This is a genomic window from Deefgea sp. CFH1-16 (genome assembly GCF_016881365.1).
In the GTDB taxonomy this organism is placed as follows: Bacteria; Pseudomonadota; Gammaproteobacteria; order Burkholderiales; family Chitinibacteraceae; genus Deefgea.
The window spans coordinates 3066813-3084595 of the sequence record NZ_WLYT01000001.1; the positions used below are offsets into that span (position 1 = coordinate 3066813).

Consider the following 17783-nt stretch of genomic DNA (forward strand, 5'->3'; position numbering starts at 1 on the left):
TTAATCATGTCAATTTTTATCTGCATTGTTGCAGTTGTGGCTTTACTCGGGGTACTTGCTTATTCCCGCGCGCCACTGTGGTGGAGTTCTTTGCTGATTTTGATCGGGGCAGCTTATGCTTTTTATCAGCAAAGTTTAAACCCAATTGTGCTGGGTATGTTGATCGCGCTGTTGATTATCATAAACTTCAAGCCAATACGTCGTGCTTTAATTACTGGGCCTTTGTTTAGTATTTTCCGCAAAATCACGCCACCCATGTCACAAACCGAGCAAGAAGCCGTTGATGCCGGTACGGTATGGTGGGATCGCGATTTGTTCTCGGGCAAGCCTGATTTTGATAAATTGCATCAGTATGCCAAGCCAACGTTGACTGCTGAAGAAGAAGCGTTTTTAAATGGCCCGACCGAAACCTTATGCGCAATGCTTAATGATTGGCAAATCACGCAAAAAGATAAAGATTTGCCACCAGAAGCTTGGGATTTCATTAAGAAAAACGGCTTTTTTGGCATGATGATTATTAAAAAAGAATTCGGCGGTAAAGAGTTTAGTAATTATGCGCATGCTCGCGTCGTCACTAAAATTGCTACCCGTTCGGGCTCTGCAGCGGTGACAGTGATGGTGCCTAATTCACTCGGCCCGGGTGAGTTGCTGCAGCATTATGGTACTGAAGCCCAAAAGAATTATTACTTGCCACGCTTGGCGGTCGGTGAAGAGATTCCATGCTTTGCCTTGACGAGCCCAGAAGCTGGCTCTGATGCCGGTGGCATCCCTGACTTTGGTATCGTGACACGCGGCAGCTATACCGATCCGCGCACTGGCGTCGCCCATGAAAACGTACTCGGGATTCGCTTGACTTGGGAAAAGCGCTATATCACTTTGGGTCCAGTCGCCACCATCTTGGGCTTGGCATTCAAGCTGTACGATCCAGATCACCTCTTGGGTGGCAAAGAAGACATCGGCATTACTTGCGCTTTGATTCCAACTGAGCACAAAGGCGTTGAAATTGGTCGTCGCCATTACCCAGGTACTAGCGCGTTCCAAAATGGCCCGAACTGGGGTAAGGACGTGTTTATTCCGATGGATTGGGTGATCGGTGGTCAAGATTACGTCGGTAAAGGTTGGAAAATGTTGGTCGAGTGCTTGTCAGTGGGCCGCTGCATTTCATTGCCAGCGATGTCGGTTGCCACCGGCATGCTGTCGTCTTACACCACCGGCGCTTACGCCCGTATTCGTAGTCAGTTTGGTTTGTCGATTGGTCGCTTTGAAGGTGTGGATGAAGCATTGGGCCGTATTGGTGGCTTTACCTATCAGATGGATGCCGCGCAACGTTTGGCGTTGACGGGGCTCGATTCGGGTGAAAAACCATCGGTGATTTCCGGTATTTTGAAATATCACAATACTGAAAAAATGCGTAAAACGCTGAATGACGCCATGGATGTACATGCGGGTAAAGCGGTATGTATTGGGCCACGCAACTACTTGGCGCTGGGTTACCACGCTATACCTGTTGCAATTACGGTAGAAGGCGCCAATATTCTGACTCGCAGCATGATTATCTTTGGTCAAGGCGCAATCCGTAGCCATCCGTTTGTGCTGCGTGAACTTAAAGCGGCAATGAATAAAGATTTACCTGCTTTTGATGACGCAGTAATTAGCCACATTGGTTTTGCAGTTTCTAATCTGGTGCGTAGCTGCTGGTTAGGTTTGACCGGTGCGCGTTTTGTTAGCGTGCCAGTGTCAGGACCGACCGCACAGCACTATCGTGACATCGTTCGATTCTCGTCAGCATTTGCTTTCTTGGCCGATATGGGGATGGCAACGTTAGGTGGTAGCCTCAAATTTAAAGAGAAACTATCCGCGCGTTTGGGCGATATGTTGTCAAATTTATACATCGCCACTGCGGCATTAAAGAAATTTAATGATGATGGCCAACCGACAGAAGATCGTCCATTGGTACGTTGGGCGGTGGAAACTGCGCTCTACGATTGTCAGGAAGCGATGAATGGCTTTTTGGCCAATCACCCGAATCGGGCGTTGGCATGGTGTGTACGTAAGCTGGTATTCCCATGCGGCATGACGATGCGCCAGCCAGCAGACACGGTGGGTACTGATATTGCCCGTAGCTTGATGGAGCCTTCTGCGTCGCGTGATCGCTTGGTGCAATTCATGTACCGCTCAAGTGATGAAAACGATTCGATTGGTGTTTTGGAGCATGCCTTGAAGGCCGTGATTGCGACTGAAGCCATCGAGAACAAATTGCGCCGTGCGCAGCGCGAAGGCAAGTTGAAAGCGATTGTGGCTCAGGCTCGCTTACAAGAAGCCTTGAATCAGGGATTGATTACTGCAGAAGAACACGCCGCAGTGGTGCGTGCTCGTCGTCTCAAGCGGGAAGTGGATTATGGTGGATGATTTTGATGCACAGTTAATGCATGCAGATTCTGAGGCCATTCACCGAGTGATTGTGTAATATAAGAGTAAGCTAATAAAAGCTTACATTGTATGTGGTACAACAAAACCCTTGGAGATATAAAAATGAAGATGCTTGTGCGTTCAATGAAAGTGATCGGTGCAACTAGTTTGTTTCTCAGCTCTGCCTCAGTTTTGGCTTCGGGCTACCACTTTGGTACCCAAAGTGCGAGTAATCAGGGTGTCGCCAACTCCGGTGCTGCCGAAGTCATGGACGCGTCAACCATTTTCTACAATCCAGCCGGTATGAGCCGTCTTGAAGGTACGCAAGTGTCGGGCGTGTTGAATGTGATTATTCCCAAGGGTGAGTACACCAACATCAAAACCACCACCGCCACCGGTAAAACGGTGACGGGTGGTAATGGCGGTAGTTTTGGATCAACGACGGCCGTGCCACATCTGTACGCCACCTACCAAGTGAATGACAAGGTGAATGTCGGGGTTGGGGTGTTTGTACCCTTTGGTTCGCATACTGATTACGAAGCAGGCTGGGTGGGTCGCTACCAAGCTTTAGAAAGCAAGATCGAAACGATTAACGTGAATCCATCGATCTCTTACAAAGTGAACGACACGGTGGCCCTCGGTGCCGGTGTGAGTGTGCAATATATCAATGGCCAAATTAGCAAGGCTTTGGATTTAGGTACGGCAACAAGAAACCCTGCGTTTTTTGGTAACCCAGCTTTTGATGGTGAGTCGGAAGTCAAAGGTAACGACATTGGCTACGGCTTTAACTTGGGTGCTTTGTTTAATATCAGCCAAGACACCCGAGTAGGGGTGGCGTATCGCTCAAAAATCAAACACACCTTGGAAGGTGATTTGACCTTTAAGGTGCCGAGCGCACTGCAATCGACCGTGGGTAAATCACCGTCGTTACAAAATCGCGACGCAACATTGTCGGTTGAAACGCCAGAATCATTCTCGATTAATGGCTTTTTCACCAATTTAACCCTGAATGGGCGATGACCGCCGATTACACCTGGACTGGTCACTCGCGCTTTGACGAAATCCGAATTCAGTCTGCAGGTAATGCCGATTCAGTGACGGTGACTCGCTGGCGCGATACCAGCCGTTATTCAGTGGGCGGTATTTATACGCCAAATCAAACTTGGACTTTCCGTGCCGGTTTAGCGTATGACCAATCTCCTGAAGCCAATGATGCTGAGCGCATTGCCAGTATTCCCGATAGCGACCGGATTTGGTATGCCTTGGGCGCTCGTTACAATATTGATAAAAACAATTCGATTGACCTTGCCGCCATTTATGTTCATCTAAAAAGCTCAACCATCAATCGTAAGCCTTTAGATCCAAGTGAAGCCTCGGGTGGTTCAATTAACGGCAATTACAGCGTTAATTCAGTGACCTTGGGTATGCAATACAACTATCGTTTCTAACTCTAGATTGTGCCCAGAGCGAAGGCTTTGGGCACGAAAAGAAAATCTAACCGAATAGCTGCAGGGCTGGCCTGCGAAGAGAGTGATTATGAGTGTGAGTGTGACAATGCCAATTCGCAAAGTGGCAGTTTTAGGGGCAGGCGTGATGGGCGCGCAAATTGCAGCGCATCTCTCCAATGCTGGGATTGATACCGTATTATTTGATTTGCCCGCAGCAACTGGCAATCCCAATGCGATTTCACTCAAAGCTTTAGATAATCTTAAAAAATTAAAACCAGCCCCATTGATGTCTGCCAGCCGGATTGATGGCATCGTGCCTGCCAACTATGGTAGCGACTTGGCGTTATTGGCCGATTGCGATTTGGTGATTGAAGCCATTGCTGAGCGCTTGGATTGGAAGGCCGATTTATATGCCAAAATCGCGCCACATTTGGCTGAGCATGCGATTTTAGCCAGTAATACCTCAGGTTTATCGATTGAAGCTTTGGCTGCGAATGTACCGGCTGCGCTGCAATCGCGTTTTTGCGGCATTCATTTCTTTTAATCCGCCACGTTATATGTATCTGGTTGAGCTCATTGCCACTAAAGGTTGCCAGGCCGATACCCTTGATGCACTCGAAACATTCCTCACGCTACGTTTAGGTAAAGGCGTGGTTCGCGCCAAAGATAGCCCTAACTTTATCGCCAATCGGATTGGTGTGTTCTCGATGCTGGCGACGATTGAGCACGCTAAAAACTTCGGCATCCGTTTTGATGTGGTCGATGATTTAACTGGCCCACGTTTAGGTCGGCCAAAATCAGCGACATTCCGTACCGCCGATGTGGTGGGTTTGGATACGTTTGCCCATGTGGTTAAAACCATGACCGATACATTGCAAGCCGATCCATGGCATGCCTTGTTTAAATCACCCGAATGGCTAGAGCAACTGATTGCTGCTGGTGCATTAGGGCAAAAAACCCGCCAAGGTATTTTTAAGAAAGTCGGCAAAGACGTGTTGATGTTGGACCCGAGCACCGGTGAGTACATCGCCGGTGGTCAAAAAGCGTCTGATGCAGTGAAAGCTTTACTAAAAAATACTGATTTTGCCGCCAAGGTAGCGTCGCTACGCGCTTCAAACTTGCCAGAAGCACAATTTTTGTGGGCTTGCTTGCGTGATGTGTGGCATTACATCGCTGTGCAACTGGAACACATCGCTGACAATGCCCGCGATGTTGATTTTGCCATCCGTTGGGGCTTTGGCTGGGAACAAGGTCCGTTCGAAATGTGGCAAGCGGCCGGCTGGCAAACCATTGCTGCCGCGATTAATGAAGACATCGCTGCGGGCAAAACTTTGTCGAGCAACCCATTGCCAGCTTGGGTTATGGCGCGCGATGGCGTGCATACCCCAGCCGGTTCACTCAATGCGGTGACGCAAGAGTTGGTTGGTCGTTCAACCTTGCCAGTGTACGAGCGTCAATTGTATCCACCGAAAGTACTGGGCGAAGCTGAGCCTGATTTTGGTGAAACCATTTACGAAAACGACAGCGTTCGGATGTGGATGCCGCCGAGCAATTTAACCACGGCTGGCGTGCCGGTACTGAGCTTTAAAACCAAGGCGCATTGTGTCGGTGCAAACGTATTGGCCGGTATCCAAGAGTCCATCAAGATTGCTGAGCAATACCATCCAGGTTTGGTGATTTGGCACGCTACAGCACCGTTTTCAGTTGGTGCGGATTTGATGAGTATGGGCCCGGCGTTTATGAGTGGCGATTTTGCTGCGCTTGAGCGGATGGTGTTTGAATTTCAAAAAACGTCGCAAGCGATTAAATACGCCAAAGTACCGGTGGTGGGCGCAGCGCAAGGTTATGCCTTTGGTGGCGGTTGTGAATTCTTAATGCACTGCGCTCGAGTGGTGGCGCATGTTGAAACCTATATCGGTTTGGTTGAAGTCGGCGTGGGCTTGTTGCCAGCGGGGGGTGGTTGTAAAGAATTTGCACTGCGCGCTTCGCGTTTAGCTCGTAACGGCAATATTTTAGAAGTGCTCAAAGATTATTACCTCGCGATGGCGATGGCCAAAGTCGGTACCAGCGCGGAAGAAGGCCAGCAAATTGGCTATCTGAAAGAATCGGATGTGATTGTGATGAATGCCAACGAGTTGCTGTTTGTGGCGCAAGCGCAAGTGACTGCGATGGCGGCCACCGGCTACCGTCCGCCAGTACGTCCGAAAGCATTCGCGGTTGCCGGTCGCTCAGGCGCAGCAACGATTCGTGCGCAATTGGTCAATATGCTCGAAGGCGGCTTTATTAGTAAGTATGACTTCCATATTGGCGTACAAATTGCCGAAATCGTCTGCGGTGGCGATGTCGATGCCGGTACCTTGGTCGACGAAGATTGGATCTTGAAATTAGAGCGTGAACGCTTTATGGGCTTGCTGCAAAAAGGCAAAACCCAAGAACGAATCATGCACATGATTGAATTTAATAAACCACTGAGAAATTGATCGTTGTCGTACCGAGCGCAGTGCAGGTACGACAAGGCGATAACAGCCCGCTAACTGCAATTTTCAAAAAGCGTTGGTAGGTTGATCGCAAATTAAAAATCAAACGTGAACCCACGGCCAAATTCGCTATTGTGCCGGTCGTGGATTCAGGTTTTGCCAAATTTTAGGAATTCAAAATGAGCAAACAGATTCAAGAAGCTTATATTGTTGCCGCAGTGCGCACGCCAGTGGGCAAAGCGCCGCGCGGCATGCTAAAGGGTGTTCGCCCGGATGATTTATTGGCGCATGTATTGAAAGCTGCGATGGCGCAAGTGCCATCGCTCGATCCAGCTTTGGTGTCGGATGTGGTGGCTGGCTGCGCCATGCCAGAAGGCGAGCAAGGGATGAATGTGGCGCGGATTGGTGCGCTGCTGGCCGGTCTGCCCAATGCCGTGGGCGGCATTACGATTAATCGTTTTTGCTCGTCGGGCATTAATGCTGTGGCGCTGGCGGCCGACAAAATTCGTTTAGGCGAAGCCGATGTGATGATTGCGGCAGGTACCGAGTCGATGTCGATGGTGCCAATGGGTGGCAATAAATTGTCATTGGGCGCGAGTATTTTTGACACCGATGAAAACGTAGCCATTGCTTACGGTATGGGTTTGACTGCGGAAAAAGTGGCGCAGCAATGGCAGGTAAATCGTGAAGATCAAGACGCTTTTGCTGTTGAATCGCACCGCCGTGCTTTGGCGGCGATTGCTGAGGGTAAATTTAACGCGGAAATCGCACCGATTGATGTGACGTATCGCGTACCCAATTTGGCCACCGGCGAAGTGGAGTTGATTAACAAAACCTTGCTCAATGATGAAGGCCCACGCGCTGACACGAGCTTGGAAGGCCTGGCTAAACTGAAAACCGTATTTGCCGCCAAAGGCAGCGTGACTGCCGGTAATAGCTCGCAAATGTCCGACGGTGCTGCGGCGTTGATTTTGGTTTCAGAAAAAAATCCTCAAAGAATTTAATCTCACGCCATTGGCTAAGTACGTTTCTTTTGCGGTGAAAGGCGTGCCACCGGCGATTATGGGGATTGGTCCGAAAGAAGCGATTCCTGCGGCGCTAAAACAAGCCGGTTTGAATTTGTCTGATTTGGCTTGGATTGAACTCAATGAAGCATTTGCTGCGCAAGCGCTGGCGGTGAGTCGTGATTTGAATTTGGATATGTCGATTGTCAATCCACATGGTGGTGCCATTGCCTTGGGCCATCCTTTGGGTGCGACGGGCGCGATTCGTGCCGCAACGGCGATTCATGGTCTGCGCGGTCAAGGCAAATCAGGCTATGCCATGGTGACGATGTGTATCGGCACCGGTATGGGTGCTGCTGGTATTTTGCAAGTTTTATAAGCGATTCATTTTGAATTCAATTTATCTAAAGCCCGCTGAGTTGAAAGCGGGCTTTTTTTTTGGAGAACGCAATGAAAAAACAACTCACGGCAATGGCTTTGGCCCTGTTATTGGCCAATTCGGCATATGCGCTTGAAGTGGCGGGGGTGAGCTTGCCAGAGAAGGTGAGCGTGGCTGAAACACCTTTTTGGTGTTAAACGGCGCCGGTATTCGCAAGAAAATGGTTTTTGAAGTGTATGTGGCGGCTTTATATACCACGGCCAAAAGCAATGATGCGAACGCCATCATTAATGCTGCTACGCCAAGACGGATTCAATTGGATATGTTGCGCAATGTGGAGTCGGCGACGTTGTACAGCGCTTTGCTCGAAGGCTTGCAAGACAATCTCAGTGCAGCGCAATATAAAGCGCTTGCCCCCAAGGTGGCGGAACTTGAGAAAATCTTTATGGATATTAAGGTCGCCAATAAAGGCGATGTGATTATGTTGGATTTTTTGCCGGGTAAGGGGGTGAAAGTACTGGTGCGTGGTCAGGTGGCCGGCATGATTACTGGCGATGCAATTGCTAGCGCAATGCTATCGATCTGGCTGGGTAAATCGCCGGTCAGTGATAGTTTAAAGGCTGCCTTATTAAAAGCATAAAAAGTAGTCCGTGGCGAGTCGTTAAATCTGCAGTCTAAACGACTGAGTACGATCGAATCGTAGGGAGTACGACCCATGGCGATGCGGCCCCGACCTGATTTAGGTTGGGGCTTTTCTTTTGGCTTACTCTTCTTGCTGTGCTTTGTAATGTATTTTTTGAGTTAAATGTAGTATTGCTACATTTGTATTTTTCATTTATTGGTGTTTGTTACAAGTTATGTTGTTGTTATATATGGATTTAAGATATTTTTGTGTACTTGTAGTTGCTTGTATTGGTTGTTAAGTATGTAATTTAAGTACAAAAAGACTTGCGTAGTCTGGGTAGTTTTGTTAAAGTACGTACATCGAAAGAAACACAGCAAGGCCGGTTGGTTCAACCGGATAACTAAAGGAGAAACACCATGCGTGGCTTACTCAAAATGATCAAAAACTTTGAATTTCAGCAACAATTGCTGGTTAAGTCTTATGGCTGGAAATTGACTCAGCGCTAAGCACCGATTTCATGTAGTAACCGTAGTACCCGCAGCGAAAGTTGCGTTATCGACTCCATCCTCCTGTGCCCGACTTTGACTTGTGTTTTATTACGCAAGACAAGTCGGGATTTTTTTTGTTTATCGCACGATAATGCAGCTAATTTGCTTGAGTTTGGGTAAAGTAGCATTTTGCGTGACTCATGGTTTTGTCTTGTTTAATTCATCTCTTTTCTATCCGCTTGGCGCTGGTTTGTTGGTCTTTTCTACAACGGTTGCGGCTGCCGAAGCCCCATTTACTTATCGTGTGGTGCTGCGCGCCGATTCAAGCGTGTCGGCTTTACTTGAGCAGTATCTTGAGATCTTTAAGCTAAAAGATAATCCACGAAATTCGCCTGAACAATTAAGTCGTTCACTTGAATTTTTGCCACAAGCGGTGGCTGATTTACTCGCCACCCAAGGGTATTTCAATACCAAAACGGTATCGGAAATGAAAACCGAGCAGGGGCAAACCGTGGTGTATATCCAAGTCGATTTGGGTAAGCCGGTGGTGATTCATGATGCCAAACTCAATGTAAGCGGTGCGGTACGCGATAATCCGGAGCGTTTGGCGGTACTGGAATCGCGCTTTCAAGAGCGAAGCGACGCGATCATTGGTACGTCATTTACGCAAAGCGAATGGGATGATTTAAAAAAAACGCACTTTAGCGTCGTTTATGGCGCGAGATTATCCTGCCTCAGTGATGAGTTCGAGTGAAGCCATCATTGATCCTGAATTAAAAACCGCGCAGCTAAATATCACGATGGACAGTGGTCCAGCCTATGTGTATGGCCCGGTACACATTCAGGGCTTGCAGCGTTACCCAGAAAAATTGGTTCGTGATTTGGTTGATTTGCCAGAAGGCGCGCCGTATCGGCGTAGTCAATTACTCAATTTACAAACTGAATTACAAAATTTACCGCATTTTGCTTCGGCCTTGGTCGATGTAAATTTACCGCCGGATGCGCCTTTTATTGCACCGGTACAAATTGATGTGCAAGAGTCGCCCTTAAGTAAAGTCAGTACGAATTTGGGTTACAGCACCAATACGGGTGCGCAAGCTGGGGTGGATTATCGTTATTTAAATTTGTTTGATCGTGGCTGGATATTTAATTCCAAGCTTGAAATTAAACAAAAAGAACAGCTGTTTGATATCGCCGTGGCCATTCCAAAAATGTCGAGCGGCTGGGAGCATAACGGTTACATCAATTATGCCAGCTCAGATATTGAAGGCTTGCAGTCGGACAATTATCGGATTGGGGTGTCGCGCAATTGGATTGAACGCCGGCAAGAGCATTATATTTCATTGCAATATCTGGCTGAACGTCGCCAAATTAGCAATGGCAGTAGTGATCGTCCGCATTCTTTGACTTTAAATTACAAGACGATTATCCGCGATTTAGATAGCTTAAAAGACCCACGGCATGGCTATATGCTGCAAGCTGAAATTGGTGGCGCTTCTGAGCAAGTCATGAGTGATGTTAGTTTTGTCCGCGCTTATGGCAATGCCATTCATTACAACAAGATCGGGCAAGAAGGGATTTTGGCCTTGCGTTTGGAGCTAGGGCAAACTTTTACCAGCAGCGCGATTGGCGTGCCGACCGAATGGTTGTTTCGTGCCGGTGGTATGGGCTCCGTGCGTGGCTATGATTATCAATCTTTAGGGGTTGATATCGATGGTTCGGTTGTGCCAGGGCGCGTTTTGGCAACGTCATCGATTGAATATCAACATCTGGTTTACAAAGATTGGCGGGCGGCAATTTTTTATGATTATGGTGGCGCTGGCACCGATTGGCGCACATTAAATCCAGTGCGTGGCGCTGGGATTGGCGCGCGTTGGTTAAGTCCGGTCGGGCAAATCGGCGCGGATATTGCCTACGGCATCGATAAATCTCAATTTCGCTTTCAATTTGCGATGGGTCTTGCGTTTTGAATCCTGAGTTAACTCCTGAAGCCACCCCAGTCGCGGTGGTGACTCCGCCTACTTATAGCCGAGCGCGGCAGATTGCGCGTGGGGTATTTTGGAGCGTACTAGCGAGTGTAACGCTGTGTATTGCTTTGCTGGCGGGGCTGCTGTTTGCGCTCGATTCCAATTATGGCCGTGCCCGTCTGGTGGAAATGATTAATCGCAGCGGCATGGTGTCAATCCAATCTTTGCAGGGCTCGTTTTGGTCGCGCTTGGAAGTTCGCAATTTAAAAGTAGACACATCCAGTGCCTTGGTGCAATTGGATCACGGGGTATTGGACTGGAGCCCCTATTCATTATTGCTTAGAAAGCTATACATCAATGAATTGCGCTTAGGTATTTTGCAGATAGAAACGAAACCGACGCCGCCGATGGCCAAGCCCAGTCCAGTACCGCAAAACTTAAACCTGCCTTTAAGTTTGCAAGTGCTGGATCTACGGATCGCGCAATTGCAAATCAGTGGCGCGCCAACGATTCAGCAAATTCAAGCGGGTTTTGATAGTAATGGTAAAGAGCACCGCATTACGATTAGCCAATTACATGCCCCACAAGGCACGCTCAGTGCTGCGCTGAATGTGTCGGGTAAAGCGCCATTTCGCACCGCAGGCTCGTTTGTCTTAGCTGGGCAGCTCGAAGGGCAAGAGTTGACTGCAGTCGGTCAAGTGCTCGGTGATTTGCGGGCGTTGGCGGTGAAGGCCGATTTAAATGCCGCCAAAGTGCGCGCAAATGTCGATGTTAAATTGGATGTGTTTGCGGCGCATGCCTATCAAATGTTGCAGCATGGTCAAATTAAGCTAGAGCAGTTTAATCCTGCCGCATGGAACTCGGCGGCACCACAAGCCAAAATTGATGCCAGCTTACAAGTTGAGCCTAGCTCAACTGGGGTGGTGATGCGTTTGCAGCTTAAAAATCATCAACTCGGGTCTTTAGATCGACAGGGTTTGCCGCTGGCGGCGTTGAATGCTCGGCTTAATTTAGCCGGTAATGACTTGCAGATTAAGCAGTTGGAGATGGGGTTTGCCGGGGATGGACAGCTCAAGGCCACTGGCGGTATTCGTGATGAAGTGCTTGATCTTAATTTGGCTTTGCAAGGCATCGATCCAGCGCAATTTTGGTCGCCACAAGCGGCCAGTCAAATGAGCGGGTTGATGACGCTGAAAGGGCCGTGGCTGGCACCCAATGTGCAAGGTGAGATTAAAGATCAGCGCTTAAAAACCGCACTTAAGTTGGATTTGGGCTGGATAAAACCGACTGAGCAGCGCCGAATTGCTGTGCGCCAATTGGATTTGCAGCGTGGTAGTAGTCAATTGGCCGCCAAAGGCGAGTTAAATTTACAAGCACCGTATGACTTTACGTTAACCGCGCAATTGCAGCAGTTTAATCCGGCCGAATTGATTGCGGCATCGCCAGCGGGGCGAATTAATAGCCAAATCAAGGCCAGTGGCCAGATTGAGCCAACGCTGCGTTTGGATGTTGAATATCAACTTTTAAATAGTATTTACAATCAACAGGCTTTATCGGGGGCCGGTCAGTTAAAACTGGATAACAATCGTTTGAATGTACCGCAGCTGTGGTTGGCCTTAGGTAAAAACCGCCTCGATTTGAATGGTGTGCTTGGAAAAACCAACGACAAGCTGAATTATCAAATTGATTTCCCTGAGCTACAGGTGTTAGGCAAGGGCTTTTCGGGGGTGGTGACTGGCAAAGGGCTGCTCTCGGGCACACTGCCACAAGCCAATGTGCAAGGCATACTGAATGTTAAACAGCTTAATACGCCGTGGGCGCTAGAAGTTGCCAGCGCGGATTTGTTTGCCAATGTACAGTCCGACTTAAAAGGACCCATTGAGCTGCGCTTGGCCGTCAATCAGTTAATCATGCCAGGGCTGCAGATTGCCAACGCCAATATGTTAATCAACGGTCGTCAAGACCAGCATACGGTGACGCTAAGCGCCAAAGGCCGTAAAGATCAGCAAGAGTTGGCTTTAGAGGTGTTGCTCAAGGGGGGCTTGAATGCCAGTCAAGTGTGGCAAGGACAAATTGAGCGCTTGAACGGGATGGCATGGCTGCCTTTTCAACTACAAAGCGCGGCGACTTTGTCGCTGGCAAGCGATCAATTACGCTTGTCTGGCGCTAGTTTGAAACTGGGGCGCAGTGTGATTGATATTGGCCGCTTTGATTGGCGCAATGGTGCGATAAATACCCAAGGCCAGATTAAGCAATTTCAGGTGAGCGATTGGGTCGGTTTACTCGACAATCCCGCCGTGCAAAGTGATTTGGTTTTGGCTGGGCAGTGGGATTTAACCCAGTCGGCACCTGCCGCGCCGGTCAGTGGACGCTTTGCGCTGACCCGTCAGCAAGGTGATGTGGTTTGGCGTGGTCATGATGGCTTGCGGCCCTTTTTGCTGGATGCTTTGGCGTTAAACGGCGAAATTAATCAAAATCAATTTAATGTGAACAGCCAGTTAAGCAGTCCTCGCTATGGCAAGGTGGGATTGACGGCGAGCGGTTTGCTTGATGCGGCGCAGTGGCAGTTTTCTGCGTTGCAAGCGATGAAAGTTGCTCTCGTTGGCGACTTGCCAGATTTAAAAGTCTTTGCGCCGTTTGTGGGTGACGGCGTGGCTTTGGGGGGGCGAGCGCATTTGGATGTAAGCCGCGTTGCGCTAGGAGATAAGATAACCTTGGCCGGACAAATTAAAGGTACGGGTCTGCTGTATAAAGATGCCGCTTTAGGTGTGCATTTGCGAGACGGTGTGCTGGATATTGGCTTGGATGGTCAGCAAATTACGCTAAAAACCATGAAGTTTAATGGCAGTGGTAACGGTACGGTGGAGGGCTCGGGCCGGATTGATTTAACCGACAAAGCGCAACCGGACTTAACCATTCAATTGGCGGCTAAGAAATTTACCTTAATTAGCAAGGCCGATATGCTGTTGGTGATTTCAGGCCAAGGTACATTGGCAATGCACAACGGCGCTTTGGCGGTGAACGGGCAGTTTATTGCCGATGAGGGCGATATTCAGTTTGTTTCTAACGATGTACCGCACTTGTCGTCCGATGTGGTGGTGTTAGGCGCTGCACCAAAAAAAGTAGCCAAACCGATGTCGGCCAGTGTTGAAATTGGCGTTGATTTGGGCAAAAATTTTCGCTTTCGAGGTTATGGGCTCGACGCCGAGCTGATTGGGCAATTACGCCTGAAAGCCAGCGGTAATCAAGCACTGACTGCCCATGGTACGGTAAGTGTTGAAGAGGGCGAATATAAAGCCTACGGACAAAAGCTCGATATTGAGCGCGGCGTGTTGTCATTTATTGGTCCGCTGGATAATCCAGGTTTAGATATTTTGGCGGTGCGAACCAATTTAGCGGTTGAGGCAGGGGTGAAAGTGCAAGGTTCAGCTTATTCGCCACGAGTGACTTTGTATTCTGATCCGAATGTGCCTGATTCAGAAAAACTGTCATGGTTGCTGTTTGGGCATGGTTCTGAAAATATGGAAAAAGCCGATGGGGCTTTGATCTTGCAGGTTTTAAATGCTATGGCCAGCAATAATAATGGTCAAGGCTTAACCGATCAATTGTTTGGTGCGGTAGGGATTGATGAAGTGGGTTATAACACGGTGCGCGAAAAAGATGGCAGTACCACACAAGTGGTTTCGGTCAGTAAGCAGTTGGCCAAAAATTTACGCGTGTCGCTGGATAAAAGCTTTAATGGTTTGCGTGATGCGGTAAGGTTTACGTTGCAGCTCTCTAGAAACTGGTCTGTGGTCTCGCGCATTGGGGTTGATGAGAGCTCGCTGAATGTCGATTACACATGGCAATTTGATTGAACAAATAAATTGATACCAGAGACCTAAAAAAGGCACGGCTTTTAGCCGTGCCTTTTTGATTAGTAGGTGTAGAACATGCGTTGAATTTCTTGGCTGTCTTTGGTTTTGGTGAGTGCCAGCATTAACAAAATCCGCGCTTTTTGAGGTGAAAGCGTATCGGCAACGGTGAAATCAGTTTTATCGTCATTGTTTTCGCCATTGCGAATGGTTGGCCCATTGCTAATGCGGGACGAGCGATTGATGTGTATGCCTTTTTGACGCAATTCAGTTAAACGCGCTCGAACTGGGGCGGCTAAGCTGCCATTGCCGGTGCCGGCGTAAACAATGCCTACGTCGCCCGCAGCGGCAAAGGCATCAATTGCCAAAGTATTGGCGTTGGCTGAGCCATACGCGATATTTACCGCTGGCAGGCTATCGAGTTTTGATACATCAAACTCAGTATTGCTCGTGTGTTTACGGGTGCTGGCACGGTAAAAATTAGGTTTGCCGGAAACGATATAACCCAAACTACCTAGCTCTGGCGAGCGGAAAGTATTGGTCGTCATGGTATTGGTTTTGACCACGTCGCGTGCGCCTTGAATTTCATCGTTGAGCGCGACCAATACGCCTTGGCCAATGGCTTCTTTGCTGCCCGCGAGTGCGACGGCATTGTATAGGTTGATCGGGCCGTCAGCGCTGATTGCAGTGGCTGGGCGCATGGCACCGACGATCACCACCGGTTTATTGCTTTTAACTACCAGATTCAAGAAGTACGCGGTTTCTTCAATGGTGTCAGTGCCGTGGGTAATCACCACACCATCAACGTCTTTGCGTTTGAGTGTTTCATTGACCTTTTTGGCTAGTTTGAGCCAATGCTCATTAGTCATGCTCTCGCTGGCAATTTGAAATACCTGCTCGCCACTCACATCAGCGACTTTGCTCAGTTCAGGTACCGCAGCAATCAGCGCGTCAACGCCAATTTTGGCTGCGGTATAGCCGACGGTGGTGGTGCTCGTATTGCCCGTGCCAGCAATGGTGCCGCCAGTGGCAAGAATCACGACTTTGGGTTTTTCAGCCGCGATGGCTGTGCCGGCGATGAAGCTGCTAAGCACAAGTAATGTGGTGGTTTTTATCGCTAAATTCATGGTGTCTCCGTTTTTATTTTGAGCTGGATGATGCTTTTAGCTCGTCAGCGAGGCGCGTCGAGTGCTGATCATCTCGGATAAACCGCTGATGACGGTATTGTGACAAGTGCTAATGGGATAAGCTCTAGTGGTGAAATGGCTTATTAGGGAGTGCGGGCGATTACCCAAGCGAACACCTCAATCGCGCCAGCAGATTTGAGTGCTTGGGCTGCCGCATTCATGCTCGCGCCGCTGGTCATCACATCGTCAATGAGTGCGATGCGTAAGCCGTTGGCTGAATCGCGGCAAACAAAGGCATTACGCATATTGTGCCAGCGAGCCTTGGCGCTCAGGCGTGCTTGATGTTCGGTATTTTTATGCCGGGATAATAGCCCGATCTCCATTGGGAGTTGTAAGCGCTTGGCGATGGGTTGAGCGATTTCTAATGCTTGGTTAAATCCGCGCTCTTTGAGTCGTGCCGGATGCAAGGGCAGGGGAATGATTAAGTCGGGCCTTGCAGCGTTTGAGAGTTGCTCGGCGAGCTGCTCGCCCAGCGGTGGTAATAAAGACCAACGCCCAGCAAATTTTGCCGCTTGAATCAGGCTAGCAATTGGGTCGGTGTATAAAAAGGCCGCAATGGTGACGTCAAATTCGGGCGGAATTTTGCTGCAAGCGCCGCAGATGAGCCCTTGCGTGCTGGGGCGTGCACAGCATGGGCAACTTTGTGCAACGCAGGGGCGATCTAAAGTAGCAAGGCAGGCGCGCGCAAAAGCGACTTTTACTGCTAGCGGCGCAAAGTAAGCATTGTTGTGGGGTGATGTAGTTCAAAATTTGGTCGAATAAATTTGACAACTCAGTGCCTCGTTTGGACAATGCGATTGATGTCGTTGGTCGGCGGTGGCTTTTAGCCGTGACTAGGGTCTGTTGACGTTTGGTTTTCGATCCGCAAATCAAACGCCAACAGACCTTCTTAGTATTAAAATTATTTGGATAAATAGCGAATGAATTGTTCCAGCTCAGCAACACAAACCATCGAATTTAAGCGCGCATCGCCGCATCCGGAGCAAGCGCTATGGTCAGAGGCCGCCGTCGCTCAATTGTTTGCGTTGCCGTTTAATGATTTGCTGTTTCAAGCGCAAACAGTGCATCGACAAAATTTTGATGCCAATCGAGTCCAGTTGTCGACTTTACTGTCGGTAAAAACCGGCGGTTGCTCAGAAGATTGTGGTTATTGCTCACAATCGGCGCGCCACGATACTGGATTAGAAACCGAAAAACTGATGGACGCCGATGAAGTGATCGCCAAAGCGGCGATTGCCAAAGAAAATGGCTCGTCGCGGTTTTGCATGGGCGCAGCATGGCGCGGCCCGAAAAACAAAGATTTAGCTGAAGTTAAAAAAATGATTGCCGGCGTGAAAGCCCTAGGTTTAGAAACCTGTGCCACTTTTGGTATGCTTAAAGACGGCCAAGCAGAACAATTACGCGATGCCGGTTTAGACTATTACAACCACAATCTGGATACCTCAGAAGCCAAATATGGCGAAATCGTTACGACGCACAGCTATGCCGATCGTTTAGATACCTTGGGCAAGGCACGTAAAGCCGGTTTAAATGTGTGCTCAGGCGGGATTGTTGGCTTGGGTGAAACGCGCTTGGATCGTGCTGGCTTAGTGGCGCAATTGGCCAATCTTGATCCGCAGCCGGATTCAGTGCCAATTAATAATTTAGTACAAATTGACGGCACGCCGCTCGATGGTTCAGAGCCCGTGGATTGGACTGAGTTTGTTCGCACCATTGCCGTAGCGCGCATTACCATGCCAAAGGCTTATGTTCGCTTGTCGGCAGGTCGCCAGCAAATGCCCGAAGCGATGCAGGCACTGTGCTTTTTGGCCGGGGCGAATTCGATTTTTTACGGCGATAAACTATTAACCACCGGCAACCCAGATGTTGAAGGCGATCGTGCTTTGTTCCGTAAACTCAACCTGCAACCACTGTAAGTGGTTGGTGGCTTGCGGCGCTGAGTATT

General features: G+C 49.0%; 13 protein-coding genes and 1 pseudogene. 12 read left to right on the top strand and 2 right to left on the bottom strand.

Annotated features, from left to right (window positions below; all coding sequences use genetic code 11):
- Nucleotides 1–6: 6 nt before the first annotated feature.
- The 11 genes and pseudogenes from GKO28_RS16810 (at nt 7) to GKO28_RS16850 (ending at nt 14654) form a co-directional block, all read left to right on the top strand.
- Nucleotides 7–2409 (top strand): acyl-CoA dehydrogenase, encoded by a 2403-nt coding sequence (locus GKO28_RS16810; RefSeq protein ID WP_247646611.1) that lies wholly within the window; start codon nt 7–9, stop codon nt 2407–2409.
- Between the two features lie 123 nt (nt 2410–2532).
- A complete protein-coding gene (locus tag GKO28_RS21950; RefSeq protein WP_182077145.1) occupies nt 2533–3429 on the top strand; it encodes an OmpP1/FadL family transporter in 897 nt (298 codons plus the stop codon).
- The gene (locus GKO28_RS21955) at nt 3426–3857 is read left to right on the top strand and encodes an outer membrane protein transport protein (protein ID WP_182077146.1); all 432 of its coding nucleotides are present in this window, start codon (nt 3426–3428) and stop codon (nt 3855–3857) included. Before GKO28_RS21950 ends, GKO28_RS21955 begins: the two co-directional genes overlap by 4 nt.
- Nucleotides 3858–3945: 88 nt before the next feature.
- A complete protein-coding gene (locus tag GKO28_RS23040) occupies nt 3946–4401 on the top strand; it encodes a 3-hydroxyacyl-CoA dehydrogenase family protein (protein WP_374220740.1) in 456 nt (151 codons plus the stop codon).
- Nucleotides 4352–6337 (top strand): 3-hydroxyacyl-CoA dehydrogenase/enoyl-CoA hydratase family protein, encoded by a 1986-nt coding sequence (locus GKO28_RS16825; protein WP_374220741.1) that lies wholly within the window; start codon nt 4352–4354, stop codon nt 6335–6337. The genes GKO28_RS23040 and GKO28_RS16825 overlap by 50 nt, the downstream gene beginning before the upstream one ends.
- Before the next feature lie 176 nt (nt 6338–6513).
- Nucleotides 6514–7717, top strand: a pseudogene (locus GKO28_RS16830) (acetyl-CoA C-acyltransferase).
- 71 nt (nt 7718–7788) lie between these two features.
- Nucleotides 7789–7914 carry a hypothetical protein gene (locus GKO28_RS21960; protein ID WP_282099353.1) on the top strand — a complete coding sequence of 42 codons (126 nt, stop codon included), beginning with the start codon at nt 7789–7791 and terminating at the stop codon, nt 7912–7914.
- Nucleotides 7908–8357: a chalcone isomerase family protein gene (locus GKO28_RS16835; protein WP_307839122.1), complete on the top strand. Its 450-nt coding sequence runs from the start codon at nt 7908–7910 to the stop codon at nt 8355–8357. Before GKO28_RS21960 ends, GKO28_RS16835 begins: the two co-directional genes overlap by 7 nt.
- Nucleotides 8358–9023: 666 nt before the next feature.
- Nucleotides 9024–9584 carry a hypothetical protein gene (locus tag GKO28_RS16840; RefSeq protein ID WP_203564240.1) on the top strand — a complete coding sequence of 187 codons (561 nt, stop codon included), beginning with the start codon at nt 9024–9026 and terminating at the stop codon, nt 9582–9584.
- Nucleotides 9544–10800, top strand: a complete 1257-nt coding sequence (locus GKO28_RS16845; RefSeq protein WP_203564241.1) for an autotransporter assembly complex family protein — start codon at nt 9544–9546, stop codon at nt 10798–10800. The genes GKO28_RS16840 and GKO28_RS16845 overlap by 41 nt, the downstream gene beginning before the upstream one ends.
- A complete protein-coding gene (locus GKO28_RS16850) occupies nt 10797–14654 on the top strand; it encodes a translocation/assembly module TamB domain-containing protein (RefSeq protein ID WP_182077150.1) in 3858 nt (1285 codons plus the stop codon). Before GKO28_RS16845 ends, GKO28_RS16850 begins: the two co-directional genes overlap by 4 nt.
- Nucleotides 14655–14713: 59 nt before the next feature.
- Here the strand turns inward: GKO28_RS16850 and GKO28_RS16855 are convergent, their stop codons facing one another.
- Nucleotides 14714–15778, bottom strand: a complete 1065-nt coding sequence (locus GKO28_RS16855) for a type II asparaginase (RefSeq protein WP_182077151.1) — start codon at nt 15776–15778, stop codon at nt 14714–14716.
- Between the two features lie 143 nt (nt 15779–15921).
- Nucleotides 15922–16245, bottom strand: coding sequence for a ComF family protein (locus GKO28_RS16860; protein WP_182077152.1), 324 nt, complete (start codon nt 16243–16245; stop codon nt 15922–15924).
- Between the two features lie 513 nt (nt 16246–16758).
- Between GKO28_RS16860 and bioB the strand changes: the two genes are divergently transcribed.
- Nucleotides 16759–17754 carry a biotin synthase BioB gene (bioB, locus tag GKO28_RS16865; RefSeq protein WP_182077153.1) on the top strand — a complete coding sequence of 332 codons (996 nt, stop codon included), beginning with the start codon at nt 16759–16761 and terminating at the stop codon, nt 17752–17754.
- The last annotated feature ends 29 nt before the right edge of the window (nt 17755–17783 follow it).

What these genes read in the sequence shown, in the direction of transcription:
- GKO28_RS16810 (WP_247646611.1), top strand. Translation starts at nt 7, where the DNA reads ATGTCAATTTTTATCTGCATTGTTGCAGTTGTGGCTTTACTCGGGGTA.
- GKO28_RS21950 (WP_182077145.1), top strand. Translation starts at nt 2,533, where the DNA reads ATGAAGATGCTTGTGCGTTCAATGAAAGTGATCGGTGCAACTAGTTTG.
- GKO28_RS21955 (WP_182077146.1), top strand. Translation starts at nt 3,426, where the DNA reads ATGACCGCCGATTACACCTGGACTGGTCACTCGCGCTTTGACGAAATC.
- GKO28_RS23040 (WP_374220740.1), top strand. Translation starts at nt 3,946, where the DNA reads ATGAGTGTGAGTGTGACAATGCCAATTCGCAAAGTGGCAGTTTTAGGG.
- GKO28_RS16825 (WP_374220741.1), top strand. Translation starts at nt 4,352, where the DNA reads ATGTACCGGCTGCGCTGCAATCGCGTTTTTGCGGCATTCATTTCTTTT.
- GKO28_RS21960 (WP_282099353.1), top strand. Translation starts at nt 7,789, where the DNA reads ATGAAAAAACAACTCACGGCAATGGCTTTGGCCCTGTTATTGGCCAAT.
- GKO28_RS16845 (WP_203564241.1), top strand. Translation starts at nt 9,544, where the DNA reads ATGGCGCGAGATTATCCTGCCTCAGTGATGAGTTCGAGTGAAGCCATC.
- GKO28_RS16855 (WP_182077151.1), bottom strand. Translation starts at nt 15,778, where the DNA reads ATGAATTTAGCGATAAAAACCACCACATTACTTGTGCTTAGCAGCTTC.
- bioB (WP_182077153.1), top strand. Translation starts at nt 16,759, where the DNA reads ATGAATTGTTCCAGCTCAGCAACACAAACCATCGAATTTAAGCGCGCA.